The 25,432-nt window shown below is 74.0% G+C and carries 22 protein-coding genes; 10 read left to right on the plus strand and 12 right to left on the minus strand.

Going from position 1 to position 25,432, the window contains the following annotated elements:
* The first annotated feature begins 57 nt into the window (after positions 1-57).
* Positions 58-435 (plus strand): ArsR/SmtB family transcription factor, encoded by a 378-nt coding sequence (locus SM577_RS09000; RefSeq protein WP_007073957.1) that lies wholly within the window; start codon positions 58-60, stop codon positions 433-435.
* A gap of 58 nt (positions 436-493) precedes the next feature.
* Here the strand turns inward: SM577_RS09000 and SM577_RS09005 are convergent, their stop codons facing one another.
* From SM577_RS09005 to SM577_RS09020, 4 genes are all read right to left on the minus strand, one after another.
* Positions 494-1,207 (minus strand): DedA family protein, encoded by a 714-nt coding sequence (locus SM577_RS09005; RefSeq protein WP_474580103.1) that lies wholly within the window; start codon positions 1,205-1,207, stop codon positions 494-496.
* Between the two features lie 144 nt (positions 1,208-1,351).
* The gene (locus SM577_RS09010; RefSeq protein WP_474586669.1) at positions 1,352-3,877 is read right to left on the minus strand and encodes a polynucleotide kinase-phosphatase; all 2,526 of its coding nucleotides are present in this window, start codon (positions 3,875-3,877) and stop codon (positions 1,352-1,354) included.
* Positions 3,874-5,292, minus strand: coding sequence for a 3' terminal RNA ribose 2'-O-methyltransferase Hen1 (locus SM577_RS09015; protein ID WP_474586670.1), 1,419 nt, complete (start codon positions 5,290-5,292; stop codon positions 3,874-3,876). Before SM577_RS09015 ends, SM577_RS09010 begins: the two co-directional genes overlap by 4 nt.
* Positions 5,293-5,650: 358 nt before the next feature.
* Positions 5,651-7,174: a cell wall anchor protein gene (locus tag SM577_RS09020; RefSeq protein ID WP_474580101.1), complete on the minus strand. Its 1,524-nt coding sequence runs from the start codon at positions 7,172-7,174 to the stop codon at positions 5,651-5,653.
* 157 nt (positions 7,175-7,331) lie between these two features.
* On the opposite strand from SM577_RS09020, the gene SM577_RS09025 reads away from it, so the two are divergent.
* Together SM577_RS09025 and SM577_RS09030 are read left to right on the plus strand one after the other, a co-directional pair.
* The gene (locus SM577_RS09025) at positions 7,332-7,811 is read left to right on the plus strand and encodes a SigE family RNA polymerase sigma factor (RefSeq protein ID WP_302922968.1); all 480 of its coding nucleotides are present in this window, start codon (positions 7,332-7,334) and stop codon (positions 7,809-7,811) included.
* Positions 7,812-7,813: 2 nt separating this feature from the next.
* Positions 7,814-8,881, plus strand: a complete 1,068-nt coding sequence (locus SM577_RS09030; protein ID WP_302922969.1) for an LCP family protein — start codon at positions 7,814-7,816, stop codon at positions 8,879-8,881.
* Between the two features lie 5 nt (positions 8,882-8,886).
* Here the strand turns inward: SM577_RS09030 and SM577_RS09035 are convergent, their stop codons facing one another.
* Entirely contained in the window at positions 8,887-9,099 is a 213-nt protein-coding gene (locus tag SM577_RS09035; RefSeq protein ID WP_302922970.1) for a hypothetical protein, read from the minus strand.
* Between the two features lie 154 nt (positions 9,100-9,253).
* Here SM577_RS09035 and SM577_RS09040 point away from each other — a divergent pair, with 154 nt between their 5' ends.
* Together SM577_RS09040 and fbaA are read left to right on the plus strand one after the other, a co-directional pair.
* Complete coding sequence (locus SM577_RS09040; RefSeq protein WP_302922971.1) at positions 9,254-9,637, plus strand: phage holin family protein; 384 nt, start codon at positions 9,254-9,256, stop codon at positions 9,635-9,637.
* 167 nt (positions 9,638-9,804) lie between these two features.
* Entirely contained in the window at positions 9,805-10,827 is a 1,023-nt protein-coding gene (gene fbaA / locus SM577_RS09045; protein ID WP_474586671.1) for a class II fructose-bisphosphate aldolase, read from the plus strand.
* A 65-nt stretch (positions 10,828-10,892) separates the two neighbouring features.
* On the opposite strand, the gene SM577_RS09050 is transcribed toward fbaA, so the two are convergent.
* Positions 10,893-12,098, minus strand: coding sequence for an LOG family protein (locus tag SM577_RS09050; protein WP_474586672.1), 1,206 nt, complete (start codon positions 12,096-12,098; stop codon positions 10,893-10,895).
* 241 nt (positions 12,099-12,339) lie between these two features.
* On the opposite strand from SM577_RS09050, the gene SM577_RS09055 reads away from it, so the two are divergent.
* Positions 12,340-12,768, plus strand: a complete 429-nt coding sequence (locus tag SM577_RS09055; protein WP_302922974.1) for a DUF3151 domain-containing protein — start codon at positions 12,340-12,342, stop codon at positions 12,766-12,768.
* A 63-nt stretch (positions 12,769-12,831) separates the two neighbouring features.
* On the opposite strand, the gene SM577_RS09060 is transcribed toward SM577_RS09055, so the two are convergent.
* Positions 12,832-15,300: a MinD/ParA family ATP-binding protein gene (locus tag SM577_RS09060; protein WP_474586865.1), complete on the minus strand. Its 2,469-nt coding sequence runs from the start codon at positions 15,298-15,300 to the stop codon at positions 12,832-12,834.
* 105 nt (positions 15,301-15,405) lie between these two features.
* Positions 15,406-16,434 (minus strand): diacylglycerol kinase family protein, encoded by a 1,029-nt coding sequence (locus SM577_RS09065; protein WP_474586673.1) that lies wholly within the window; start codon positions 16,432-16,434, stop codon positions 15,406-15,408.
* Positions 16,435-16,559: 125 nt separating this feature from the next.
* Here SM577_RS09065 and SM577_RS09070 point away from each other — a divergent pair, with 125 nt between their 5' ends.
* The 3 genes from SM577_RS09070 to purD all read left to right on the plus strand — a co-directional run bounded on the left by SM577_RS09070 (position 16,560) and on the right by purD (position 20,348).
* Positions 16,560-17,849 carry an adenylosuccinate synthase gene (locus tag SM577_RS09070; RefSeq protein WP_474586674.1) on the plus strand — a complete coding sequence of 430 codons (1,290 nt, stop codon included), beginning with the start codon at positions 16,560-16,562 and terminating at the stop codon, positions 17,847-17,849.
* A gap of 231 nt (positions 17,850-18,080) precedes the next feature.
* The gene (locus SM577_RS09075; RefSeq protein WP_474586675.1) at positions 18,081-19,004 is read left to right on the plus strand and encodes a hypothetical protein; all 924 of its coding nucleotides are present in this window, start codon (positions 18,081-18,083) and stop codon (positions 19,002-19,004) included.
* Between the two features lie 96 nt (positions 19,005-19,100).
* Complete coding sequence (gene purD, locus SM577_RS09080) at positions 19,101-20,348, plus strand: phosphoribosylamine--glycine ligase (protein ID WP_474586676.1); 1,248 nt, start codon at positions 19,101-19,103, stop codon at positions 20,346-20,348.
* Between the two features lie 163 nt (positions 20,349-20,511).
* On the opposite strand, the gene SM577_RS09085 is transcribed toward purD, so the two are convergent.
* The 3 genes from SM577_RS09085 to SM577_RS09095 form a co-directional block, all read right to left on the minus strand.
* Positions 20,512-22,077, minus strand: coding sequence for an AMP-binding protein (locus tag SM577_RS09085; RefSeq protein ID WP_302920860.1), 1,566 nt, complete (start codon positions 22,075-22,077; stop codon positions 20,512-20,514).
* 215 nt (positions 22,078-22,292) lie between these two features.
* Complete coding sequence (locus SM577_RS09090) at positions 22,293-23,507, minus strand: acyl-CoA dehydrogenase family protein (RefSeq protein WP_302920861.1); 1,215 nt, start codon at positions 23,505-23,507, stop codon at positions 22,293-22,295.
* Between the two features lies 1 nt (position 23,508).
* Complete coding sequence (locus SM577_RS09095) at positions 23,509-23,961, minus strand: SCP2 sterol-binding domain-containing protein (RefSeq protein WP_302920862.1); 453 nt, start codon at positions 23,959-23,961, stop codon at positions 23,509-23,511.
* Positions 23,962-24,027: 66 nt separating this feature from the next.
* Between SM577_RS09095 and SM577_RS09100 the strand changes: the two genes are divergently transcribed.
* Positions 24,028-24,663, plus strand: coding sequence for a TetR/AcrR family transcriptional regulator (locus tag SM577_RS09100; RefSeq protein ID WP_474586677.1), 636 nt, complete (start codon positions 24,028-24,030; stop codon positions 24,661-24,663).
* Between the two features lie 23 nt (positions 24,664-24,686).
* Here SM577_RS09100 and SM577_RS09105 read toward each other — a convergent pair whose 3' ends face one another.
* A complete protein-coding gene (locus tag SM577_RS09105) occupies positions 24,687-25,328 on the minus strand; it encodes a DedA family protein (protein WP_474586678.1) in 642 nt (213 codons plus the stop codon).
* Positions 25,329-25,432: the final 104 nt, after the last annotated feature.

Genomic DNA, 25,432 nt, shown 5'->3' on the forward strand with positions numbered 1-25,432 from the left:
AAGTCTGCCGATTCGGATCTGCTGATATGCAGGCGGATCGATGCTGCTGGTGGAAGGATGGAATACGTGGGAACTGCGTTGGCTGAAATGACTATGCCTCAGATCTCGCCGCTTGCCGGCGAGCCGATCGAACGTGCCGATGCCGAGCGTCTCGCCGGGGTCCTCAAGGCCCTCGCCGACCCCGCCCGGCTGCGGCTGCTCAGCCTGATCCAGTCGGCGCCCGAGGGCGAGGCGTGCGTGTGCGACCTGACCGCGCCGCTCGGCCTCTCACAGCCGACGGTCAGCCACCACCTGCGGATCCTCACCGAGGCCGGCCTGCTGGAGCGGGAGAAGCGTGGTGTGTGGGCGTACTACCGGCTGGTCCCGACCGCGATCGCCACGATCGCCGATCTGCTGACCCCGCCGCGCAAGCGGGCCACCAAGAAGGCTCGCTGACCCGTACCGATCGTCCGGTGCCATCCCAGTCCGGGACGGCGCCGGACGGCCGGGCCGATCAGTGCTTGCCGTAGTGCTCGCGGGTCTCCCGGATCGCCTCCTCGGCCGCGGCCCGCTCCTGCGGGGTGGTGCCGCGCCTGGCCGCCATCCGCGCCCGGAGCAGCTCGACCACGATCGGGACCACCGAGATGCCGACGATGGCGATCAGGATCAGCTCGATGTTCGCCTTGACGAACGGGATCTGGCCGAGGAAGTAGCCGAGCACCGTCACGCCGGTGCCCCAGAGGATCCCGCCGATCACGTTGTAGGTCACGAAGGTGCGGTAGTTCATCCGGCTCACCCCGGCCACGATCGGGGTGAAGGTCCGCACGATCGGCACGAACCGGGCCAGCACGATGGAGCGGGCGCCGTACTTCTCGAAGAAGTCGTGCGCCTTGAGCACGTTCTCCTGCTTGAACAGCCGCGAGTTGGGCCGGCGGAACAGCGCCGGGCCGACCTTGCGGCCGAACGCGTAGCCGACCTGGTCGCCGGCGATCGCGGCGAGGGTGATCAGCAGGCAGACCAGCCACAGCGGCCAGGTGATGTACTTCCCGTCGGCGGTGAGCAGGCCCGCGGTGAACAGCAGCGAGTCGCCCGGCAGGAAGAAGCCGATCAGCAGGCCCGACTCGGCGAAGACGATGACCAGGATGCCGAGCAGCCCGAAGGTCGAGATCAACACCTCTGGATCGAGCCAGCTCGGCCCCAGGGCCAGGGTGGTGGTGGGCGTCGGCACGAGGTGACCTCCGATGAATGCCGGTTCGGTGACGGAACGTCCGTAGTCTAGGTGGCCGCCCCGCGCGGCGGTGCTCGACGTCACACCCGCACCGGCCCGGCCGGGTGCCCGCCGGCACGAGCCGCCGCCCGCCCTCGCCCCCGCCTACAGCCGCGGGTCGACCGGCTCCGACTCGCAGGCCAGGATCGCGAAGACCAGCTCGTGCCGCCGCCATAGCGGCGCACCGGCGACCAGCGCGTCCAGCGCCGCCAGCCCCAGCCCGTGCTCGCGCAGCGCCAGCCCGCGCTTGCGCCCCAGCGACCGGCCGCGCAGCGCGGCCAGCTGCTCCGGCTCGGTGTAGCCGGGGCCGTAGATGATCCGCAGATACTCCCGGCCCCGGCACTTGATGCCCGGCTGGAGCAGCGAACCCCGCTCGCCGCGTGCGGCGAGCCCGGCGTACGGCTTGACCACCATGCCCTCGCCGCCGGCCGCGGTGAGCGCCAGCCACCAGTCGGTGGCGGCGGCCACCGCCTCGTCGTCGGCGAGGTCCACCACCTGCCGCCGGGTCGCGGTGAAGAACTCCGGGTCGGCGGCGCAGAGCCGGTCGGCCAGCGCCAGGTGCCAGCCGTGGTCCCGGTCGGCGTAGCTGGCCTTCGCCCCGGCGAGCACCGCGAACGGGGCGAGGGTCACCCCGCGCAGCCCGTCGGTCCGCCCCACGTACGCCCGGTAGGCGGCCGAGTAGGCCAGCACCTCGTCCCGGCGGCGGGTCATCCGGTCGCGCAGCTCGGCCACCGGCAGGCCCCGACCGGCGGCGGCGTCCAGGGCCGCCAGCGCCGCCGGCAGCGCGGCCCGACCGGCCGCGCCGACCCCGGCGTACTGCTCGCGGATCAGCCCGCCCGCCTTGGCCGACCAGGGCAGCAGCTCGCAGTCGAGCAGCAGCCAGTCGGTTTCCAGCTCGGCCCAGAGGCCCGCCGCGGTCACCGCCGCGCGTACCCGGCCGAGCAACTCGTCGTCCAGCGGCGGGCCGAAGAACGGCCGGCCGGTGCGGGTGTGCACCACCCCGCCGCCCGGCCCGAACGGCCCGGCGTCCGGCTCCCGGCAGACCAGCACCACCGCCCGCGAGCCCATGTGCTTCTCCTCGCAGACCACCCGGTCCACGCCGGCCGCACGGTAGTCGGCGAACGCCTCCGCCGGGTGCTCCAGGAAGCCGTCCCGCCGCGAGGTCGAGCAGGGCGCCATCGTCGGCGGCAGCCAGGCCAGCCAGCGCGGGTCCACCGCGAACCGGCTCATCACCTCCAGCGCGGCGGCGGCGTTCTCCGCCGGCACGGTCAGCGAGCCGTACGGGTGCTCGACGTGCCGCCGGCCGGTCACGTCGGTCAGCTCCAGCACCAGGTCGGGTCGGGCCGGGGCGGCGGTCAGCGGGCGGGCCGGGGCGTACCACTCCCGCGCGGCCGGCACCGAGACCAGCTCCTTCTCCGGGTAGCGCAGCGCGGTGAGCCGGCCGCCGAAGACGCAACCGGTGTCGATGCAGATGGTGTTGTTCACCCACTCCGGCTCCGGGGTGGGCGTGTGCCCGTAGACCACCATCGCGGAGCCCCGGTAGTCGCGCGCCCACGGGTAGCGCACCGGCAGGCCGTACTCGTCGGTCTCGCCGGTGGTCTCGCCGAACAGCGCGAACGCCCGCACCCGCCCCGAGGCGCGGCCCTGGTACTCCTCCTTCAGCCCGGCGTGCGCCACCACCAGCCGGCCGCCGTCGAGCACGAAGTGGCTGACCAGGCCGTCGACGAAGGTCGCCACCTCGGCCACGAAGGCGTCCGGCTCCAACGCCAACTGCTCCATCGTCTCGGCCAGGCCGTGGGTGAGCCGCACGTCGCGGCCGCGCAGCCGGCGCAGCAGCTTCTGCTCGTGGTTGCCGGGCACGCAGATCGCGTGCCCGGCGGCGACCATGCCCATCACCAGGCGGAGCACGCCGGGCGAGTCCGGGCCGCGGTCCACCAGGTCGCCGACGAAGACGGCGGTACGCCCCGCCGGGTGCGTCGCGTCCACCGGCCGGCCACGCTCGTCGCGGTGCAGCCGCCAGCCCAACCGGGTCAGCAGCGCCTCCAGCTCGGCACGGCAGCCGTGCACGTCGCCGACGATGTCGAACGGCCCGGTCAGCTCGCGCCGGTCGTTGAACAGCTTCTCGTAGCGGATCTGGGCGGCGTCGATCTCGTCCACGCCACGCAGCACGTGCACCTTGCGGAAGCCCTCCCGGGCCAACTGCCCGTACGAGCGGCGCAGGTCGCGCTGCATCCGGGTGAGCACCTGCCGGCCGAAGGTGCGGTCGGCGCGCGCTCCGGTGCGCTCCCAGGCCAGCGCCTCGGGCACGTCCAGCACGATGGCCACCGGCAGGACGTCGTGCTCGCGGGCCACCCGCACCAGGGCGGCCCGGGCGTGCGGCTGGAGGTTGGTCGCGTCCACCACGGTGAGCCGGCCCCGCCGCAGCCGGGTGGCGGCCACGTGGTGCAGCGCGTCGAACGCGTCCGCGGAGGCGGACTGGTCGTTCTCGTCGTCGGCGACCATCGCCCGGAACGCGTCCGAGGAGAGCACCTGGCTCGGCGCGAAGTGCCGGCGGGCGAAGGTCGACTTGCCCGAGCCGGAGATGCCGACCAGCGCCACCAGGGCCAGCTCGGGGATGTCGAGGGTGGTCATCGGCTCTCCTCCTTCCGGGTGAACACGGCCAGCTGGGTCGGGGCGCCGACCTGCGGGTCGTCGTCGCCGACCCCGCGGATCTCGGCGCGGTAGCCGTAGGTGGTGGCCACCCGGTCGACCCAGGCGGCGAACTCGGCGCGGGTCCACTCGAACCGGTGGTCCGGGTGCCGGAACCGGCCCGCCGGCAGGCCCTCGTAGCGGACGTTGTACTCGACGTTGGGCGTGGTCACCACGACGGTGCCCGGACGGGCGTGACCGAACACGGCTTCCTCCAGCGCCGGCAGCCGGGCCGGGTCGACGTGCTCGACCACCTCCATCAGCACCGCCGCGTCGTAGCCGCGCAGCCGGTCGTCCCGGTAGGTCAGCGCCGACTGCCAGAGCCGGACCCGGTCGCGCTGCCGCTCGGGCAGCCGGTCCAGCCGCAGCCGCCGGGCGGCCAGGGCCAGCGCGTGGGTGGCCACGTCGGTGCCGACGACCTCGGTGAACCGGCGGTCGCCGACCAGCGCCGCGAGCAGCGCGCCCCCGCCACAGCCGAGGTCCAGCACCCGGCTCGCGCCCGCCTCGGTGAGCACGGCGAGGACCGCCTCCCGGCGGCGCGCCGCCAGCGACGGCTGGCGCACGCCGCCTTCGGTGGCGGTCTCGTCCACCGCGTCGGGCTCGGCGGCGGCCGGCTCGTCGGCCAGCCGCTGCTCGGCGAGGCGGGCCAGGGCCCGCCGGTGTGCCAGGTACCGGCGGGTGATCATGCCGCGCTCCGGGTGGTCGGCCAGCCAGCCGGCGCCGGCCCGGAGCAGCTTGTCCACCTCGTCCGGGGCCACCCAGTAGTGCTTGGCGTCGTCCAGCACCGGCAGTAGGACGTAGAGGTGGTTGAGCGCGTCGGCGACCCGCATCGTGCCGGTCAGGGTCAGGTCGACGTACCGGCTGTCGCCCCACTCCGGGTGCTGCTCGTCGAGCGGGATGGCGGTGGCGCTGACCGCCCAGCCGAGCGGGGCGAACAGCCGGACCGCCACGTCGGCGCCACCACGGCAGCGCAGCACCGGAACGTTGACCTCCAGCGGGATCGGCGTACGGGCCAACTCCGGCCGCTCCCGGGACTCGCCGCGCAGCGCCGATCGGTACACCCTGGACAGCGCCGAGGAGAGCAGGCTCGACGCCGCGTACGGCCGGTCGTTGACGAACCGCCCGAGCGTGAAACCCTCCGGAGCCGGCTGCCGCCTGCGGCCGCGCCCGCCGGCCAGCCGGAGCGGGTCGACGTCGAGCAGCAGGGCGGCGGTGCAGCGCTGCTCGCCGGCCTCCGGGTAGAACACGTGCGCGGTGCCCACCGGCACGTCGAAGGAGTGCGCCCGGTCGGGGTGCTTGACCAGCAGGTGACCGAGGTCGGTCGCCGGCTGGTGGGTGGTGGTCAGGGTGAGCAGCACGCGGCCAATGGTGTCAGTGCCTTCGATCTTGCGTCGTCCCGTTTTCGGGTCGGGCTTTGGGTTGCGGCGGGGGGTTTCCGGGGGAGCCCCGCCCGCTCCGGGCGGTCAGGCTTGCTCCCTGCGCGGGCGGGGCTCCCCCGGAAACCCTCGGTGGGCCGGCACCGTCCGTTGGTTTCCTGGCCGCTGGCGGTGGGTGTGTGCTGCTTGGGTCCCGGGCTGGGGCTGGGGCTGGGTGTGGGCGTGCTGTCGTGGTTGGGGCTGGGACCGGCGGGCGAATGTTCGGTGCTCGCTTGGGGCGGGGTGGAACGGGGGTGCCCCGCCGACTGGGTCGGTGGGGCACCGGTGGTGATGGGGGTGGTCAGGCGATGAAGCGGGTGCGGCGGCCTCTGCTCAGCAGGTAGCCGCCGACCCCGGCGACGAGCAGCAGAGCGCCGAGGCCGGCGATCAGGCCGGTGGAGGCACCGGTGATGGGCAGCGAGCCGCCGTCCCCACCGTCCCCGCCGCTGCCCCCGGTGCCGCCGTTGCCCGGGGTGACGGTGATCCGCGCGGTGTCGTTGGCCGGGTTGGTGTCGGCGGGCACGTCGACGGTCACCGTGCCGGAGGTGGGCCCGGTCAGTCGGTCGACCCGGAGGGTGAAGGCGAACTCGAAGCGTTCGCCCGCGCTGGCGAAGTCGGTTCCGCTGTGGCACCCGTACTCCCGCGCGCCCGGCTCGCCGTCGTCGCCGACTGGGGGCCAGCCGTTGGCGTCGATCGGCGCGCACAGGTGGGTCACCTCGACCGCCGTGGTGCCCTCGGGGATGCGTACCCGGAGCAGGGGTATCGTCCGCCAGATCTCCACGCGGGTCGGCCCGAGGTTGTGGTACGCGGCGGTTACCGGCACCCGCTCGCCCACCCGTGCGCGGACGCTGCTGCCGATGGCGGCCACGTCGGCCGTCTGGTCGCCGGTGACGGTGAGGTCCACGGCGGTCCAGTTGTTCCACGGCGCGGTGTCGGTCTGCCGGGTCGCCGGCTGCTCGACCAGGCGCAGTTCCTCCCCGGTGCCGCCGGGGGTGTCGGGCGGCAGTGACATCCCCGGTTCCGCCCGCTCGGCCAGCGCCCAGTCGTCGGGCGTCCACCACTGGAGACGGTTGGTCAGCACGAGGCCGCTGCGCGCGGTCGGGTTGAGGACGAGCGGCAGCGGCGCCGAGAGCCGGTACGTCGCCCCGGGCCGCAGTTCGGTGTCGAACCGGCAGATGGTGGGCCGGCTCTCCAGGTGCCGGCAGTTGCGGAAGTTGCCGGCGTACTCCAGCAGCCAGTCGGCGGTGAGGACCAGCACGGCGCCGTCCGCCGGCCCCGGACCGGCGTTGCGTACGGTGCTGGACAGCTCGAACCGGGCACCGGGAGCGCCGCGGAGAGTGGTCCGCGGCTCCGTCTGCAGGTCGACCCCCTCGACCACGGTCGCCGTGCTGGACCGGGTGGCGGTGCCGACCGTCGAGGTCACGGTGAACGTCAGTTCGGCCTCCTCGGCCAGCGCGGCGTCGGCGCGGGCGCTCACCTGGTAGTACAGCCGAGGGGTGTAGCCCCACCTGTCGAAGGCCGTCGTGCACCGCACCAGGTCACGGTCACGTGTGCACTGCCACCCGCCGGCGGTGACCTCGAAGCCGCCCAGCGCCGCCGCCTCGGCGGCGTCGATCTCCAAAGTCACCGGTACACCGTGTGGTGCGGGGTAGCCGTCGAACCTGACGTCGATCTGGCCGAGGGCGCTGTGGCCGGGCGCGACGAGCACGTCCCGCGACGCGAGCCTCAGTTGCCCGGCCGCGGCGGCGGGAACGGCGGCGAGGGTGACGATCGCGGCCGCGACGGCTGTCGCGGCGAGCCAGCGTCGGACGGAGTGCCGGAGCATGGTGGCGTCCTCCCGGTTGACAGCGGAGCGTGGTCAGGCTCTCACGGAATTCGCCGTAGCGGGGGGCCGCCGTGCCCGGCCGGCGGGGCGATCGCAACCCGATCGCAACGTTCCGCCGACCCGTACCCGTCAACTGGGGCAGAGCCCGGGAGGTGCAGTGACGTACGAGGAGTTCGCGGACTCGCGGCTGGCCGCGCTGTTGCGGTACGCGGTCATGCTGACCGGCGACCCGCACCAGGCGCAGGACCTTGTGCAGGACACCATGGTCCGGGTCCAGCTCAACTGGCGGCGAGTGGCCCGGGCGGACTCGCCCGAACGCTACGTACGCCGGATGCTGACCAACCAGTACGTCGACTGGCGTCGGGGTTCCTGGATGCGGCGGGTGCTGCTGCGCGCGGAGTCCGACGACGCGGTGCCCGCGCCGGCCGACCACGCCCAGCACGCGGTGGACCGGGACCAGGTCTGGTCCTGGCTCGCCCGGCTGCCCCGCCGGCAACGGGCCACCCTGGTGCTCCGCTACTACGAGGACCTGCCCGACGCCGAGATCGCCGACATCCTGGGCTGCGCCGTCGGCACCGTCCGCTCGTCCATCTCCCGCGCCCTGGCCACGCTGCGCGCCGAGTACGTGGAGGCCTGACCGTGATCGAAGACGACCTGCGTGCCGCGTTCGCCCGGCACGAGCCGCTGACCCCGCCCACCGGGCCGGTGCGGGCGGCGATCGCCCGGCTGGTCGCCGTCCGGCGCCGCCGCCGGCGGCGGCTGGGGGCCGGCGGGGCCGCGCTCGCCCTGCTCGCGCTGCTGGGGGTCGGGATACCGCAGTTCACGCCCGACCGGGTCGCCGGGGACGCCACCCTGCTCGTCGAGCCGGGCCGGCGGGCTCCCGCCGGGGCACTGAACGTGCTGCTGCTCGGCGTCGACTCGCGCGGGGACGAGATGCCACCGCTGGCCGACTCGGTGCTGCTCGTGCACATTCCGGCCGACCGCAGCCGGCCGTACCTGGTCTCGCTCTCCCGGGACCTGGAGGTGGCCATCCCGGGCTACGGACGGGACAAGCTCAACGCGGCCGCCGCGTACGGCGCGCGGGCGGACGGGGGGCTCGACCTGGCGCGCGGCTACGAGCTGATCCGGCGGACGGTGACCGACCTGACCGGCGTACGCGTCGACGCCGGCGCGGTGATCACCTTTCCGGTGCTGCGCCAGTTGACCGACCTGCTGAGTGGGGTGGAGGTCTGCCTGCCGCAGCGGGTCCGGTCGAGCCACACCGACCGGGTCTTCCCGGCCGGTTGCCAGCGCCTCGACGGCCGGGCCTCGCTCGACCTGCTCCGGCAGCGCCGGGACCTGCCCGACGGCGGCGTCGACCGGGACCGCAACGCCCAGCGCTTCGCGGCCGGCCTGATCCGGCGCGCCGGTGAACAGGGCGTGCTGCACGACCCGGTGCGGTTCTCCCGCATCCTCGCCGAGCTCGACCCGGAGCTGACCGTGGCCACGACCGGCGGATCCGTGCTCGACCTGGTGCAGGTGGTCCCCGAGTTGGCGTCGGTCGAACCGGTCGGGCTCAGCCTTCCGGCCGTCGTATCGAGGACGGGCGACCGCTGGGTCCTGCGCCCGGACCCGGCGGCCGCCCCGGCCTTCCTCGCCGCACTACGCGAGGACCGGCTGGCGCAGTGGGCCGGGCAGCACCCGGAGCGGGTCACCCGGCTCCACTGAGCGCGTCAGCGGTAGTCGTCCTCGTCGGCGGCGACCACCCGGGCCTGCTCCATCGCGTCCCAGTCGTCGACCTCCAGGCCCCGGTGCGGCTCCGTCTCGGTGTCGGCGGGGTCGATCGACGCGGCCTGTTCGACCGCGTCGGCCGGCTCCGCCTCCGGGTCGCGCTCCTCCGGGGTGAGGTGGTCGCTGGGGGCGAAGTCCTCCTCGGGCTGAGCCATCAGTCCCTCCCTGGATCTCGGCGGACGGTCACCACACACCGTACGGGCTGCGCCGGTCGTCCGCTCGCAACGCGGAGGGAAGCCGGTCCGGGGACGGACGTCCAGTCGGCGGAATCGCCCCACCGGCCGGTACGCCCGGTGCCAGGATGGCAGCGTGGGCTTCCTGATCCGGCTGGCGATCACCGCCGTCGCGCTGTGGATCACCACGCTGATCGTGCCCGGCGTGGAGGTGAGCGGCCGGTCCGGCGGCGACAACGCGCTCACGCTGGTGGTCGTGGCGCTGATCTTCGGTGTGGTCAACGCGGTGCTGAAGCCGTTGATCAAGGTGGTCGGCTGCGTCTTCTACCTGTTGACCCTCGGCCTGTTCGCGCTGGTGGTGAACGCGCTGCTGTTCCTGCTCACCGACGCCATCGCCGGCGCGCTCGACCTGCCGTTCCGAGTGGACGGTTTCTGGGCGGCGTTCTGGGGCGCCATCGTGATGGCCGTGGTCACCTGGCTGATCAGCGTCGTCCTGCCGGACCGGTGGGAGGCCCGGTGACGGTACCCGTTCGGCCCGTCGCCGCCGAAGTGCGGACGTGCGCCGGGTCGGTTGTGCCGGCGCGGCGCTCCTACGGGATACTGCCGGCGGAGGACAGCGCGGTCCGGCGCACCCAATGGACAACAGCGGCCAGCACGGCCGACAGCGGTTAGTAAGGAGCGTTCGACATGCCCATCGCTTCCCCCGAGGCTTACGCGGAGATGCTGGACCGCGCCAAGGCCGGCCGGTACGCGTACCCCGCGATCAACGTGACGTCCTCGCAGACGTTGAACGCCGCGTTGAAGGGCTTCGCCGACGCGGAGAGTGACGGCATCATCCAGGTCTCCACCGGTGGCGCCGAGTACCTCTCCGGACCGTCGGTGAAGGACATGGTCACCGGCGCCGCCGCGTTCGCCGCCTACGCGCACGAGGTCGCCAAGAACTACCCGGTGAACATCGCGCTGCACACCGACCACTGCCCCAAGGAGAAGCTGGACAAGTTCGTCCGTCCGCTGATGACGATCTCCCAGGAGCGGGTGCAGCGGGGCGAGGAGCCGCTGTTCCAGTCGCACATGTGGGACGGCTCGGCCGTGCCGGTGGCGGAGAACCTGGAGATCGCCGAGCAGCTGCTCATCGAGGCCGCCAAGGGCAAGATCGTCCTGGAGATCGAGGTCGGCGTGGTCGGCGGCGAGGAGGACGGCGTCGAGAACGCGATCAACGAGAAGCTCTACACCACCGTCGAGGACGGCCTGGCCATGGTCGACGCGCTCGGCCTCGGCGAGAAGGGCCGCTACATGGCGGCGCTGACTTTCGGCAACGTGCACGGCGTCTACAAGCCGGGCAACGTCAAGCTCCGCCCGCAGGTGCTGCACGACATCCAGGTGGCGGTCGGCGCCAAGTACGGCAAGGAGAAGCCGCTCAGCCTGGTCTTCCACGGCGGCTCCGGCTCCCTGCTGTCGGAGATCCGCGAGGCGCTGGACTACGGCGTGGTGAAGATGAACATCGACACCGACACCCAGTACTGCTTCACCCGCCCGGTGGCGGACCACATGTTCCGCAACTACGACGGCGTGCTCAAGGTCGACGGCGAGGTCGGCAACAAGAAGATGTACGACCCGCGGGTCTGGGGCAAGGCCGCCGAGGCCGGCATGGCCGCCCGGGTCGTGGAGGCCTGCGAGGCCCTGCGGTCGACCGGCACCAAGATGAAGTGACGGCCTGACGTCCGCGACGGCCGGCTCCCCGCTCGGGGGGCCGGCCGTCGGCGTTCCCGGCCCGGTCAGGCCGCGCCGGTGAGCAGCCGGACGGCCTCGTGCACGTCGTCGGTGAGGTGCACGGTCGCCGACAGGTCGCCGAACGGGGAGGCCGCCAGCAGCGGCCGCAGCAGCGACTCCACCGGCAGCTCCCGGGTCCAGTAGGCGCGGTCCAGGAAGACGTACGCACCGCTCGCCCCGTCGGTGCCGTAGTAGGTCTTGGTGGCCGCCTGGAACACCTCCTGGAGGGTGCCGGCCCGGCCGGGGGCGAAGACGATCCCGCCCCGGGCCAGCCGCAGGATGGTGTCCTCCCGGATCGCGTTGGAGAAGTACTTGGCGATCCGGCCGGCGAACAGGTTCGCCGGCTCGTGCCCGTACAGCCAGGTGGGGATGGCCAGCCCGCCGGTGCGCGCCCAGTCCAGGTCCAGGCCGCGCTGGCGGGGCACGGCGGGTGGCGCGTACCGCTCACGGACCTGGAGCGCGACCGCCGTGTAGCGGTCGTGGTCGGTGAAGTCGGGCGCCGTGGCGAGCAGGTCGATCGCCGCTGTCAACTCCTCGGCCGGCCGGGGGGCGAGGTAGGCGCCGAGGTTCGCCGCCTCCATCACGCCGGGCCCGCCGCCGGTGACCACCAGCCGGTCGGCCCGGGCCAGCTCCCAGCCCAGCACGGCGGCCATCCGGTACGGCACGCTGCCGCGCGGCACCGCGTGCCCGCCCATCACCCCGACCACCGACTGCGGCCCGTGCACGGCCAGCCAGGCGCGGGTGGCGTCGGCCAGCGCGTTGTCCACGCCGTGGTCGTGCAGCCGCTGGCCGAGCGCCTCCTTCACCTCCGGCAGCGCCCCGCCGTGCGCGCGGAAGTGCTCGTAGACCCGGGTGTCGTACATCCCGGCGAACCCGCCCTCGGCGAAGCCGGCGGCGAGCTCCTCCGGGGTGTAGAGGTGCGACGGCTGGGTCGGGTACGGCAGCCCGGAGAACGGCGGCACCACGTTCGCCCCACGCCGGACCAGGTCGGCGCCGACCTCCCGGTTGGCGAACCGGCAGCCGACGAAGAGCGTGCCGGTGACCGTGACGGCGGTGAGGTCGGGCACCGGATCCAGGTCGAGCCGGAGCCCCTGCACGGTCAGCCCGGCGAGGCTGCCGGTGGACAGCCGCTCGTCGAAGGCGGCCCGGGTCTCGATCTCGTCGGTGCAGATGTGCGGCTCGATGACGTCCGCGGGTGGTGGAGTCGGCACCGGATCATCGTGCCCAACGCCGTCCAGCCGGCAAACCTGGGCCGGACGGACAGGAGCCCGGCGGCCGTGGCCACCGGGCTCCTGCGTAACCGGGTCCTGGGGAGGCTCCGGACCAATAGTTGTAGTGGAAGATTCTTGACGGCGGCATAGGCCGCAGGCGTGACCAACTCCTCAGCCGTTCAGCCATCCGGTCTGCCCGACCCCCTCGCGTGTCGGTGTGCGAAGCGGGTTGAATGGGACGATGCAGAACCTGTTGCCGGAGCCACCGGCCACCCTCCTCCCCGCGCACGACGAGGCCGACGCCGCCCTGTCGGCGGCCGAGCAGGCCGGCAGCGACCAGGCGTACGCCGAGGTGGCGGCGCGATTCCCGAGCTACAGCGCGGGCTGGGGCGCGCTGGCGGCCCGCGCCCTCGCCGAGGGCCAGGTGATCCCGGCGTACGCGTACGCGCGCACCGGCTACCACCGGGGCCTGGACCAGCTGCGGCGCAGCGGCTGGAAGGGGCACGGCCCGGTGCCGTGGTCGCACGAGCCGAACCGTGGCTTCCTGCGCTGCCTCTACGTGCTGTCCCGGGCGGCCGACGCGATCGGCGAGGCCGACGAGGCGGCCCGCTGCGCCCAGTTCCTGCGGGACTGCGACCCGGCCGCCGCGGACGCGCTGGCCAGCAACTGACCCGGCGCGACGGCCGGCCCGGCGTTCCGGGCCGGCCGTCCGCCCACGCCGTCGGGCCGGTGCCTACAGTCCCTCGGCGACCGCTGCGGCGATCTTGAGCCAGGCGTCCCGGGTGGCCGAGGAGAGCGCCCCGTACCGGATCGGCTCGCCGGTGTCGATGAGCCGCTCGTACGGGGCGAGCAGCACCGCCCGGGTACGGGCGGCGAAGTGCTCCTGGATCGCCGGCAGGTCGATCTCCTTGCGGGACGGGGGCATGGAGACCACGCTCACCGCCTGCCGGACGAGCCGCTGCCGTCCGCTCTGCTCCAGGTGGTCGAGCATCCGGGCGGCCGTCTCGGCCGAGTCGTTCCGGGCCGACATGGTGACCACCAGTTGGTCGGTGGCGTCCATCGCGGCCTGCCAGTTCTGCGCCCGGACGTTGTTCCCGGTGTCCACGAAGATCAGCTTGTAGAACCGGCTGACCACCTCGCGGATCTCGGCGAACGCCGCGGCGGTGAGCATCTCGCCGCCGGTGGCCGACTCGTCCGAGGCGAGGACGTCGAACATCCCCTCACCCTGCGAGCGGACGTACTGCGACAGGTCGCCCACCCGCCCGTGCGCGCCCTGGAACTGGCCGAGGTCCCGCAGCATGTCCCGCACCGTACGGGAGTGGAAGTCCTGCTGGGCGCGCATCCCGAGGGTGCCCTGGGTCTCGTTGTTGTCCCAGGCCAGCACGTAGCCGCCGCGCTTCTGGCCGAACGTCATGGCCAGCAGCAGGATGGCCACCGTCTTGCCGGCGCCGCCCTTCGGGTTCACCACTGTCACCTGGCGCAACCCGCCGAAGTTGCGCCGGACCATGTCGATGTCGCGCTTGACCTCCAGCTCGTGCCGCCCCGGCGGGAGGCGCAACCCGATCTTGTTGATCACCGCCCGTACGCCCATGGTGGCCACCGGGTCGGCCGGGCGCACCTGCCGGCGCCGGGCGAAGTCCTCGGCGGTCGGCGGCGCGGTCTCCGCCGGACCCCAGTCCGGGTCCGGTTGGGCCGGCGGCACCCGGGTCACCCCGTCCGCCGGCCGGTACGGCTGCTGCGGGGCCGGCCCGGCCTGCGGCGGGCCCTGCTGCCAGCCGGGCGGATACCAGCCCGGCTGCGGCGGGAACGGCCCCGGCGGCGGCGCGTCCGTCCTTGAGCCCGGCGGCGCGTCCTGCCGTGGGCCGGGAAGCTCCGCGGTCACTGGTTGCGGCGTTCCTGGTTGCGGCGTCGCGGGTGGCTGCTCCGCGCCCGGGGCTCCGCCCGGCGCATACGCGGCCTCGCCGGCCTGCTGCGGCCCGCTCTCCGGGGTCAGGGCGGTGCCCTGGTGCGGGACGGTGGGTCCGTGCTGCGTCGTGGCGATGGTGCCGTGCACCAGGGCAGGTGCGGCCGGCGAGCCGGAGGCGGGCGAACCCGGCGCCGGTTCGGTCGTGCCGTCGGGCGACTCGACGGCGGCGGATCGCTGCGGCGGCTGGGCCCAGGGCGACTCGGTACCCCGGCTGGCGCCCGGGGTCGGTCCGGCGGCCGGGGACGGACCGGAGGCAGGGCCGGAGCTGTCGGGTCGTGGGGCGTCGGTGGGGTGGTCGGGCGCTGCCGGGTCGGGTGTCACGGGCGGGTCGGCCTGAGGTGGGTCCGCGGTCGCGGCGAGAGCCGGCACCGGGCCTGCCGGCGGGCGGGACGGTGCCGGTCCGGCCATCGCGTCCTGGTCGAGGGTGAAGGGCAGGTTGAGATCGACCCTGACGGGCTGACCGGTACGGCGAGCCGGCACGCCGGCCGCCACCGGAGCCCCGGCTGTCTCGTCCCGTTCCGCGGCCGGGTCGGCCGTGGCTATGTCCGGTCCGGCCGAGGTACTGGCGCCCAGCCTGACCGCTTCGGTGCCGTTCCGTCCGGGTGCCACCGTCGTGCCGGCCGGCGTCGGCGCACCGGGTGCCGGGGCAGGTGAGCTGGCCGGAGCCGACGATCCGGCCGCCGGGATGGGCGCGCCGGGCAGTCGCACGAATGGCGCTGACGGGGCCGGTGATCCGGCTGCCGGTGTCCGTTGGCCGGGTGGCGGGAGCGGTGGTGCTGGCGGATTCGTCGGCCCGGTTGCCGGGGGTGGTGTGCCGGGCGGCTGGGCGGGTGACGCCGGCGCGCTCGCCGCTCCGGTTGTCGGCGTCGGGACACCGGGCGGCTGGCCGGGCGGGGTCTGCGGCCCGCTGGCCGCGGACGCCCCGGCCGGTGGGGTGGGCGGAGTCGGCGGCACGGGCACCGGGGGCGGGGGAGCTGCCGGGGGCGCGGCGGCCACGGGCGGGGGCGCCCAGCCCTGGCCGGGGGCCGGGGCGGCGGAGGAATCCGGGGTCGTCAATCCGCCGGGCGGTGACACCCCGCCGGTCAGCGAGGGGTAGTCGGCGGGCGAGGGTGGGGCGGCGCTGGCCGAGGTCGGTGAGTGGGCGGCCCAGGGCGGGGCGTCGGTGCCGCCCTCGAGCTGTTCGGGCGGCCAGAGTGGTTCGATGTCCCGCTCCGGTACCGGCTGCTGGCCGGGCATGTGGACCCGGTCGGCGTTGTCGTCCACCACGGTTCCTCCCCATTCCTCCTGCCGAGGATAGGCCCACCGGCCGTGCCCGACCGGCCGTCGCGGAGGCGCCCGGGGTCAGGCCACCCAGACCGCCCAGGCGCCCGGCTCGGTCCACCAGGACCGCTTCCGGCTCAGCTCGCCCGCCACCCCGTCGTCGAGGTAGGGCAGCTTCTCGTCCCGGGGGAGCACGGACGCGGCCCGGCCACGGGCCCGGCGTACCTCCAGCCGTACCCGCTTCCTGCCCAACGCGGAGCGGGTGACGACCGGCACGGCCACCGCCACCTCGACCTTGCCGTCGGTCGGGTCCGGCGCGCCGAGCAACGCCACGTCGTCCAGTCGCGCGTACCCGCCGGCGTTGCCGATCGCGCAGGCCAGCAGCGGTTCGTCGCCGTTGCTGAGCACTGTGTCGTCCACCTCGACCCGGCCCCGCCAGTGCAGCGGCCGGCCCTGGTCGTCGGCCGCGCCGAGCAGCGCGCCGTCCAGGGTCACCGAGCCGCCGTCGTTGCGCAGCAGGTCGAGCCGCCGGGCCGTGCCGTCCAGCACCGCGGCGGCCACCGCCGCCGGGTCGCGGGGCAGGCCGAGCTGCGCCGCCAGGTCGCGGTGCGCCGTGCTCCGGGCCGGATCGAGCGGGAGTACGCCCACCGGCGGCAGGTCCGGCACCGTACGGTTGCCGGCCAGGTCGTCCGGGCGGCGGCTGGGCGGTGGGGCGTACCGCCGGACCAGCCGGCGCAGGACGGCGCGCAACTGTGCGTCACTGGCCGTGGCGACCACCAGCCGGGTCTTGGAGTCCGGGTCCGGCCAGGTGAGGCCGTCGGGGCGGGGCGGGCCGTCGAGCCGGGCCAGCACCTCGTCGATCTCCTTGTCGGAGCGGGCGGTCACCGTCTCGACCCGGGCGCCGCGCGCGGTGAGCGCGTCCGCGCAGGCCAGCACCGGCACCCGGGGCGTCTCGCAGCGCTCGCCACCGGCCTGCTCCGGGGCGTCGGCCGCGGTCGCGCCCGGAGCCGGCGAATCCCCGGTCGCGCCGCCGCAGCAGGCACCGCCGCTGCCGCAGCCCCCGGGAGTGTCCCGCTCCGAGCCGAGGGTGAGCAGCACCACGTCGTACACCGCTACCGGCCTCCCGCCTCTCGCCGCGACCCGTGCCGGTCGCGCCGTCACTACTTGTTAACCTGACACCCCGGGCTCGCCAACCGGTCGCCACCTGGCACCCGAGCCTTCTGGAGGCGGAGAAGATGCCAGCGATCGTGCTCATCGGCGCTCAGTGGGGCGACGAGGGCAAGGGCAAGGTTACCGACCTGCTCGGCGAGCGGGTCGACTACGTGGTGCGCTACTCCGGCGGCAACAACGCCGGGCACACGGTCATCACGCCGGACGGGCAGAAGTACGCGCTGCACCTGATGCCCTCCGGGGCGCTGTCGCCGAACGCGAAGATCGTCATCGGCAACGGCGTGGTGGTCGACCCGAAGGTGCTGCTCACCGAGATCGACGGGCTCGCCGAGCGGGGCGTGGACGTCTCCCGGCTGCGGATCTCCGGCGACGCGCACCTGATCATGCCGCACCACCGGGCGCTGGACCGGGTGGTCGAGCGCTACCTCGGCTCGGCCCGGATCGGCACCACCGGTCGCGGCATCGGCCCCGCGTACGGCGACAAGGTCGCCCGGATGGGCATCCGGGTGCAGGACCTGCTCGACCCGGGGATCCTGCGCAAGAAGCTGGAACTCGCGCTCCGCGAGAAGAACCAGATCCTGTTCAAGGTCTACAACCGCAAGGCGATCGACGTCGACGCCACGGTCGAGGAGTACCTGCGCTACGCCGAGCGGCTCACGCCGTACATCGCGGAGACCCGGGGGATGCTCTGGGACGCGCTGGACCGCGGCGAGACGGTGCTGCTGGAGGGTGCCCAGGCCACCATGCTCGACATGGACCACGGCACGTACCCCTTCGTCACCTCGTCGAACCCGACGGCGGGCGGCGCGTGCGTGGGCGCGGGCATCCCGCCGACCGCGATCAACCGGGTGATCGCGGTGAGCAAGGCGTACACCACCCGGGTCGGCTCCGGGCCGTTCCCGACCGAGCTCTTCGACGACAGCGGCCAGCACCTGCGCAAGATCGGCCACGAGTACGGCACCACCACCGGCCGGGAGCGCCGCTGCGGCTGGTTCGACGCCGTGGTGGCCCGCTACGCCTGCCGGCTGAACGGCGTCACCGACCTGGTCATCACCAAGCTGGACGTGCTCACCGGCCTGCCCAAGGTGCCGATCTGCGTCGGGTACGAGATCAACGGCAAGCGGGTCGACGACATGCCGATGACGCAGACCGACTTCCACCACGCGGTGCCGGTCTACGAAGAGCTCGACGGCTGGTGGGAGGACATCACCAAGGCCCGCTCCGAGGACGAGCTCCCGGAGAACGCCCGCCGCTACATCGCCCGCATCGAGGAACTCTGCAACACCCGGGTGAGCGTCGTCGGCGTAGGCCCCGGCCGCGAAGAAAACGTCCTCCGCCACCCCCTCCTCCCCTAACCCCCCCCACCCCCCACCCCCCCAACCCCCCCACCCCCCCAACCCCCCCACCCCCCGGCTAGACCCCGTTGATCATGAGGTTAGCGGCGAAGTTGATCGCCGTTCCCACCGCTAACCTCATGATCAACATGGAGAGTGTGGGGCGGTTGTCCACAGGGGGGTGGGGGGTTATCCACAGGGGTCGTGGGGGTGGGGTGGGGTGGTCCATGGTCGGGGGTCATGGATCGGGGGATGGCGCTGCTGCGGATCGCCGGCGGGCAGGACGGGCTGGTGACCCGGGCGCAGGCGACAAGGATCGGGTTCACTCGGCACGAGATCGACAATCTCGTCACGTTCGGCCGCTGGCGTCGGCTTGCCAGGGCCGTCTACCTGGCGAGCCGCGCGACGGCTGAGGAGCCCTCTCGACGATGTCTGATTCGGGCGGCGCTGCTGTCCCTGGGCCCGAAGGCCCATGCGGTGCTGGGGACGGCAGCCGAACTACACGGCATCGCCGGCCTTCCCCGCAGTGATGAGATCCATGTGGCGCTGCCGGGCGTCGCGGCGAAGCTGGCACGGGCCCAGGAACCCGGCCTCGTGGTGCACCAGCTGGAGCATCCAGCGGCCTCCATCGTCAGCCTCGGTGGTCTGGCGGCCACGGACCCTCTCACGACGGTCACGGAAGTGATCCTCCGCGTCGGCCGGTACCCGGCGGTCTGCGTACTGGACTCCGCGCTGAACCGAGGGCTCATCGACGGCGACGACCTGCTGGCGACACCCCGGTTGATCCGGGGCCGGCGGGGCGCGGTGGCGGCGCGTGGCTACCTGGCGGAGGCCGACGGCCGGGCGCAGTCTCCGCTGGAGACCCGCACCCGGCTGCGCTGCGTCGACGGCAAGGTGCCGCCGGACGCCCTCCAGTTGGAGGTGCGCGACGACGACGGCTACCTGCTCGGCATCGGTGACCTGGGCTGGCGCGGACCGAAGGTGATCGCCGAGGCCGACGGCCGGGGCCCGCACGGCACCCCCGAGGCGGCCTACGCCGACCGCCGCCGCCAGAACCGCCTGGTCAACGCCGGCTGGACCATCCTCCGCTTCACCTGGCCCGACACCCTAGACCCCCACTACATCCCCCAGACCATCCGCCAAGCCATCGCCGCCGCCCAACGCCGTCGATCATGAGGTTAGCGGCGAAGTCGATCACCGTCGCCGCCGTTAACCTCATGATCAACACGGGCTGGGCGGGGTGGGCGGGGGCCGTGGGTAGGATGCGGGGTCGTGCGGGTACTTCTTGTGGGTGGTGGGGGGCGGGAGCATGCGCTCGCGCTCGGGCTGGCGGCCGATCCGGCGGTGGACAAGTTGTTCGCGGCGCCGGGCAATCCGGGCATCGGGCAGCTGGCCGAGCTGCGGCAGGTCGACCCGAACGATCCGGTGGCGGTCGCCGCGCTGGCGACGGAGACCGGCGCCGACCTGGTGGTGATCGGTCCCGAGGCGCCGCTGGTCGCCGGCGTCGCCGACGCGGTGCGGGCGAAGGGGATCGCGGTGTTCGGCCCGTCCGCCGCGGCCGCCCGGCTGGAGGGTTCCAAGGCGTTCGCCAAGGACGTGATGACCGCCGCCGGCGTGCCCACCGCGCGCGCGTACACCTGCGGTGACCAGGCGACCGCCGGCGTCGCGCTGGACGAGTTCGGCGCGCCGTACGTGGTGAAGAACGACGGGCTCGCCGCCGGCAAGGGCGTGGTGGTCACCGACGACCGGGCCGCCGCGCTCCGGCATGCCGCCGAGTGCGGGCAGGTCGTGGTCGAGGAGTACCTGGCCGGGCCCGAGGTGTCGCTCTTCGTGGCGACCGACGGCGAGGCCGCGCTGCCGCTGCTGCCGGCCCAGGACTTCAAGCGGGTCGGCGACGGCGACACCGGCCCGAACACCGGCGGCATGGGGGCGTACGCCCCGCTGCCCTGGGCGCCCCCCGGTCTGGTGGACGAGGTGATGCGCGACGTCGTGCACCCCACCCTGGCCGAGCTGCGCCGCCGCGGCACCCCGTTCGCCGGCCTGCTCTACGTCGGGCTGGCGATCACCGCCGACGGCCCGCGGGTGATCGAGTTCAACGCGCGCTTCGGTGACCCGGAGACGCAGGTGGTGCTGGCGCTGCTGGAGACGCCGCTCGGCGGGCTGCTGCACGCCGCCGCCACCGGTACGCTCGCCGACCACCCGCCGCTGCGCTGGCGGGACGGCGCCGCCGTGACGGTCGTGGTCGCCGCCGAGGGCTACCCGGCCGCGCCCCGCACCGGTGACGCGATCAGCGGCGCCGAGGGCGCGGGCTTCATCCACGCCGGCACCCGCCGGGCCCCGGACGGCACGCTCTGTTCGGCGGGTGGCCGGGTGCTCTGCGCCACCGCCACCGGCGCCGACCTCGCCGCCGCGCGGGACGCCGCGTACGCCCTGGTGGGCGGCGTGGGGCTGGCCGGCTCCCACTACCGCAAGGACATCGCCGCCGCCGCGGTCGCCGGCCGGGTCACGATTCCCGGCTGACCCGGGCAACCCCCACCGCTGCCGCCTCCGTTTGACCGGTGAGGCGAGGAGGTGGCGGGATTGCCGGCCGACATTGAGGGCTACCGCGAGTACGTCGGGGCGCGGCTGGAGCCGCCCGCCGCACCGCGTACCTGCTCTGTGGCGACTGGCACACCGGCGCCGTTCAGCCGTAGTAGCGGCGCAGCTCCCGGGTGAGCACCTTGCCGGTGGCGTTGCGTGGCAGGTACTTGACGAAGACGACGTCCCGCGGCACGGAGAACCGGGCCAGGTAGTGCCGGACGTACTCGCGGACCGCCTCGGGGTCGAGGGTCTCGCCGGGGTGCAGGGCGAGGAACGCGGCCAGTCGCTGGCCGTACTCCGGATCCGGCACCCCGATGACGGCGGCCTCGCGGACCTGTGGCAGCCGGGCGAGCAGATCCTCCACCTCGGACGGGAAGACGTTCTCCCCGCCGGAGACGATCATGTCGTCCGCCCGGCCGTCGACGAAGAGCAGCCCGTCGGCGTTGATCCGGCCCAGGTCGCCGGTGTCCAGCAGGCCGTCCCGGCTCTCCCGCTCCGCCCCGGAGGTGTAGCCCTCGAAGAGCATCTCGTTGCCGACGAAGATCCGGCCGACCCGGCCCACCGGCACCGGCTGGCCCGCGTCGTCGAGGATCCGCAGTTTGGTGCCGTGCGGCGGCCGGCCGGCGGTGGTGGGCGCCGCGCGCAGCTCGGCCGGGCCGGCGATGGCGGCCCAGGAGACCTCGGTGGAGCCGTAGAGGTTGTAGAGCACGTCGCCGTAGACGTCCATGAACCGGTGGGCGAGGTTGCCGGGCAGCGCGGAGCCGCTGATCGCCACCACCTTCAGCGGCGGCCGCGGGTCCGGCGCCGGCACCTCCAGCAGCCGCTGCACCATCACCGGTACGGCGAAGAGCGCGTCGCACCGGTGCGTGACGAGCGCGGCCAGCGTGGCGGCCGGGTCGAAGCGCCGGTGCAGCACGATGGTGGCGCGGAGCGCGAAGCAGACCTGGAGGGCGGCGAACCCCCAGGTGTGGAAGATCGGGGCGGCGATCATCACCCGGTCCCGGGTGTGCAGCGGGATGCGGTCGATGATGGACACCAGCGGGCCGAAGCCGTTCGGCGTGGGCCGTCGGGCTCCCTTCGGCGTGCCGGTGGTGCCGGAGGTGAGCACGATGATCCGCCCGTCGCGCTCCGGCGGGCGCAGGTCGTCGCCGGGGAGGGCGCCGGCGATCAGTTCCTCGCGGGCGCGCTCGTCGACCCGGTGCAGCTCCGCGGGGAGGCCGAGAACCCGCTCGGCGAACTCGGTGTCGTGCACCAGTACCCGCAGCGCCTGCTCCTCGGCCACGGTGGCCAACTGGGCGGCGGAGAGCCCGGTGTTCACCAGCACCGCGTCGACGCCGAGCAGGGTCGCCGCGACGATGGTCTCGATCAGGCCGTGGTGGTTGCGGCAGAGCACCCCGATCCGGTCGCCGGTCTGCACGCCGAAGCCCGCGCGCAGCGCGCGGGCCAGCCGTTCGGCCCGGTCCAGCAGCTCCTGGTAGGTCAGCTCGGCGCCCTGCTCGTCGACGATCGCGGTGCGGTCCGGGTCGCGGGCGGCCGCCTGGCGCAGCTCACCGGCCAGGCTCCAGCCCCACTTGCGCAGCGCACCGAGCTGGGAGGCGACCCGGATCGGGCGGCCGGGGGTGAGCAGTCCGCGGCGGGTCAGCGTGGCGACGATGAAGGGCAGATCCATGCCACGAGCCTCCTTCGGCGGTGCGCGGAGGGCCCCCGACCAGGGGGCCCTCCGTGAGCTGTCTTCTCGATCATGCACCGGACGCCGGGTCGGGCCCACCCGGCGGTGATCCGGGCCACCTGCTGGACGCCGGTCGGCGCCGGCTCCGCGAGCGGGCGTGGCGGGGCCGGCCCCGGCCCGGGCGAGCGGGCACGGCGCCGTGCCGCCCGCGCCCGTCAGCGGATCTGCATCCCGGAGATCGCCCGGGAGATGACCAGCCGCTGGATCTCCGAGGTGCCCTCGAAGATGGTGTAGATCTTCGCGTCCCGGTACCAGCGCTCCACCGGATGGTCGCGCAGGAAGCCGGCGCCGCCGAGCAGCTGCACCGCCTTCTCGGTCACCGCGACGGCCACCTCGCCGGCCTTGAGCTTGGACATCGAGCCCTCGCCCGCGGTGAACGGCCGGTTGTTGCGCCCCATCCAGGAGGCGCGCCAGACCAGCAGCCGGGCCGCGTCGATCTCCATCTTCATGTCGGCCAGCGCGAACGCGACCGCCTGGTTCTCGATGATCGGCCGTCCGAACTGGACCCGGTCCTTGGCGTAGTCCAGCGCGTACTCGTACGCGGCGCGGGCCACGCCGAGCGCCTGGGCGCCGACGGTGGGCCGGGACAGCTCGAAGGTGCGCATCGCGGCCTGCGCCGAGGCCCGCTTGCCGGAGCGGGCCCGGTCCAGCCGTTCCAGCAGGGCCTCCCGCCCGCCGAGCAGGCAGCGCCCGGGCACCCGTACGTCGTCGAGGAAGACGTCGGCGGTGTGCGACGCGCGCAGCCCGAGCTTGCGCAGCTTGCGGGTCGCGGACAGCCCCGCCGTGCCGGGCGGTACGACGAACGCGGCCTGCCCGCGCGAGCCGAGTTCCGGCTCGACCGAGGCGGTGACCACGTGCACCCCGGCGATCCCGCCGTTGGTGGCGTACGCCTTCTGGCCGCGCAGCACCCACTCGTCGGTGGCCTCGTCGTAGACCGCCCGGGTACGCATCGCGCCGACGTCGGAGCCGGCCTCCGGCTCGCTGGTGCAGAACGCCGCCACGGCCGGCTCGTCGACCGACCCGAAGCACTGCGGCACCCACTCGACCAGCTGGTCGGGCGTGCCGGCGCCGTAGATCGCGGCGACCGCGAGCGAGGTGCCGAAGATGCTCAGCCCGATGCCGGCGTCACCCCAGAAGAGTTCCTCGCTGGCGATCGGGAGGGAGAGGCCGGTGGGGTCGGCCCAGCAGGTGGCGAGGAACTCGAAGCCGTAGAGGCCGACCTTGGCCGCCTCCTGGATGACCGGCCACGGGGTCTCCTCCCGGGCGTCCCACTCGGCCGCGGCCGGGCGCACGACCTCGGCGGCGAAGCCGTGCACCCAGTCCCGCAGATCCCGCTGTTCCTCGTTCAGGTCGAGCGAGAACTCGACCATGTCAGGCCTTGGGGATGTCGAACAGGTTGGCGATGTTGGCGGCCAGGCCCAGGTCGCCCTTGGCCTTGAGCTTGCCGGTCATGAACATCATCACCGGGTTGGCGCCACCGGAGACGATCTTCAGGAACTCGACCGGGCCCATGGTCAGGCTCAGCTTCGGGTCGTGCTGCGGGGTCTCGTTGACGGTGCAGGTGCCGTCGGCGATGACCACCTCGTAGGTGTCGGTGCCGCCGTCGGGCCGCCCGGTGATGTTCCAGTGGATGACCGCGTTGGTGGAACCGGCCCGGTCGGCGCGGAACAGCGACGGCATCCGGTTGAAGACCTCGCCGAGGATCTTGCCGCGCAGGTCGCCGGACATCACCTCGGCGATCTTGTCGTCGGGGGTGGACTTGACCAGCTGCGCGAACTCCTTGGGGCCGACGTTGGCGAAGTTGGCCGGGTCGAAGTCAGTCATGAGGCGCACCTTCCGGGTATTGGCTACTCGTGCGTAACCTTACGGGCGAGTAGGTATGCTCGCAAGGTGTCCGGCACCCCCACCTTCAAGCGCCTGCCCCGGGCCGTCCGCGAGCAGCAGATGCTCGACGCCGCGGTCAAGGTCTTCTCCCGACGCGGCTACCACGCGGCCAGCATGGACGAGATCGCCGAGGACGCCGGCATCTCCAAGCCCATGGTCTACGCCTACCTGGGCACCAAGGAGGAGCTTTTCGTCGCCTGCCTGCACCGCGAGGGCACCCGGATGATGCAGGCCATCGCCGGGGCGGCCGCCCCCGACCTGCCGGCCGACGAGCGGCTCTGGCGCGGGCTGCGGGCGTTCTTCGGCTTCGTCGGGGCGCACCGGGACGGCTGGGCGGTGCTCTACCGGCAGGCCCGGGGCGAGCAGCCGTTCGCCGGCGAGTTGGCGGGCATGCGCGCCCGCCTGGTCGACATCGTCGCCGGGATGCTCGACCACGCGCTGCGCGCCGAGGGGCGCGAGGCGGGCGAGACCGATCTGGAGGTCGTCGCGTACGCCCTGGTGGGGGCGAGCGAGTCGCTGGCCGACTGGCTCGCCGACCACCCGGAGGCCGACCCGGAGAAGACCGCGACGCGGATGATGAACGTCGCCTGGCTCGGCGCCGGGCAGTTGCTGGCCGGCGCCACCTGGCGGCCCGGGCGGTAGGGCGGGGGCCGGGCGGAGCGGGGTCAGCGCCGCAGCCCGGCCGGCTCCCGGGCCGGCGCGGCGGCGGCCGCCCGACGGCGGCCCACGAGCCAGCGGGTCACCTCCACCACCAGGGTCACGGTCAGGGCGAGACCGAGGCCGAGCAGCAGCCCGCGGATCGGGTCCTGCTCGAAGGCGAGCCCGCCCAGGTAACCGACCAGCGCCGAGTAGACGCCCCACGAGCCGGCGGCGAGCGCGTCGAAGACGAGGAACCGCCGCCGGGGGAAGCGGGTCGCGCCCATGGTCATGGTGACGGCGGTCCGGCCGCCCGGGATGTACCGGGCGACGGTGAGGATCAGCCCGCCCCGGGTGGCGATCCCGCGCCGCGCCCACTCGTAGGCGGCCCGGCGCCGGCCGTCGCCGGGCAGGCGGGCGAGCAGCCGACCGCCACCGTGCCGGCCGACGGCGTACGAGACGTGGTCGCCGACCAGCGCGCCGGCCGCCGCGACCGCGATCACGGCCGGCAGGTCCGGCTGACCGGTCGCGGCGAAGACGCCGGCGGTGATGACCGCCGTCTCGCTCGGCACGACCGGGAAGAACCCGTCCACCACCGCGATCGTGAAGAGCGCCAGGTAGACCCAGGGCGAGGACATGGTCTGGTGGAGCAGGTCGAGCACGGAATCCATGGACCCGATGCTGCTGCCGGCCCGAGCCGTCGCCATCGGCCGTGGGTCAGCCGGGGCGCACTACTTAAGTAGCGTCCGCCCCCGAGCGGCCTCAGGGGCGGCGG

The organism is Micromonospora desertarenae (assembly GCF_056150265.1).

Bases quoted from the DNA above. Each gene is read 5' to 3' on its own strand.
- SM577_RS09000 (WP_007073957.1), top strand. From the start codon at position 58: ATGGAATACGTGGGAACTGCGTTGGCTGAAATGACTATGCCTCAGATC.
- SM577_RS09010 (WP_474586669.1), bottom strand. From the start codon at position 3,877: ATGACCACCCTCGACATCCCCGAGCTGGCCCTGGTGGCGCTGGTCGGC.
- SM577_RS09020 (WP_474580101.1), bottom strand. From the start codon at position 7,174: ATGCTCCGGCACTCCGTCCGACGCTGGCTCGCCGCGACAGCCGTCGCG.
- SM577_RS09035 (WP_302922970.1), bottom strand. From the start codon at position 9,099: ATGGCTCAGCCCGAGGAGGACTTCGCCCCCAGCGACCACCTCACCCCG.
- fbaA (WP_474586671.1), top strand. From the start codon at position 9,805: ATGCCCATCGCTTCCCCCGAGGCTTACGCGGAGATGCTGGACCGCGCC.
- SM577_RS09055 (WP_302922974.1), top strand. From the start codon at position 12,340: ATGCAGAACCTGTTGCCGGAGCCACCGGCCACCCTCCTCCCCGCGCAC.
- SM577_RS09060 (WP_474586865.1), bottom strand. From the start codon at position 15,300: ATGCCCGGCCAGCAGCCGGTACCGGAGCGGGACATCGAACCACTCTGG.
- SM577_RS09070 (WP_474586674.1), top strand. From the start codon at position 16,560: ATGCCAGCGATCGTGCTCATCGGCGCTCAGTGGGGCGACGAGGGCAAG.
- SM577_RS09075 (WP_474586675.1), top strand. From the start codon at position 18,081: ATGGCGCTGCTGCGGATCGCCGGCGGGCAGGACGGGCTGGTGACCCGG.
- SM577_RS09085 (WP_302920860.1), bottom strand. From the start codon at position 22,077: ATGGATCTGCCCTTCATCGTCGCCACGCTGACCCGCCGCGGACTGCTC.
- SM577_RS09090 (WP_302920861.1), bottom strand. From the start codon at position 23,507: ATGGTCGAGTTCTCGCTCGACCTGAACGAGGAACAGCGGGATCTGCGG.
- SM577_RS09095 (WP_302920862.1), bottom strand. From the start codon at position 23,961: ATGACTGACTTCGACCCGGCCAACTTCGCCAACGTCGGCCCCAAGGAG.
- SM577_RS09105 (WP_474586678.1), bottom strand. From the start codon at position 25,328: ATGGATTCCGTGCTCGACCTGCTCCACCAGACCATGTCCTCGCCCTGG.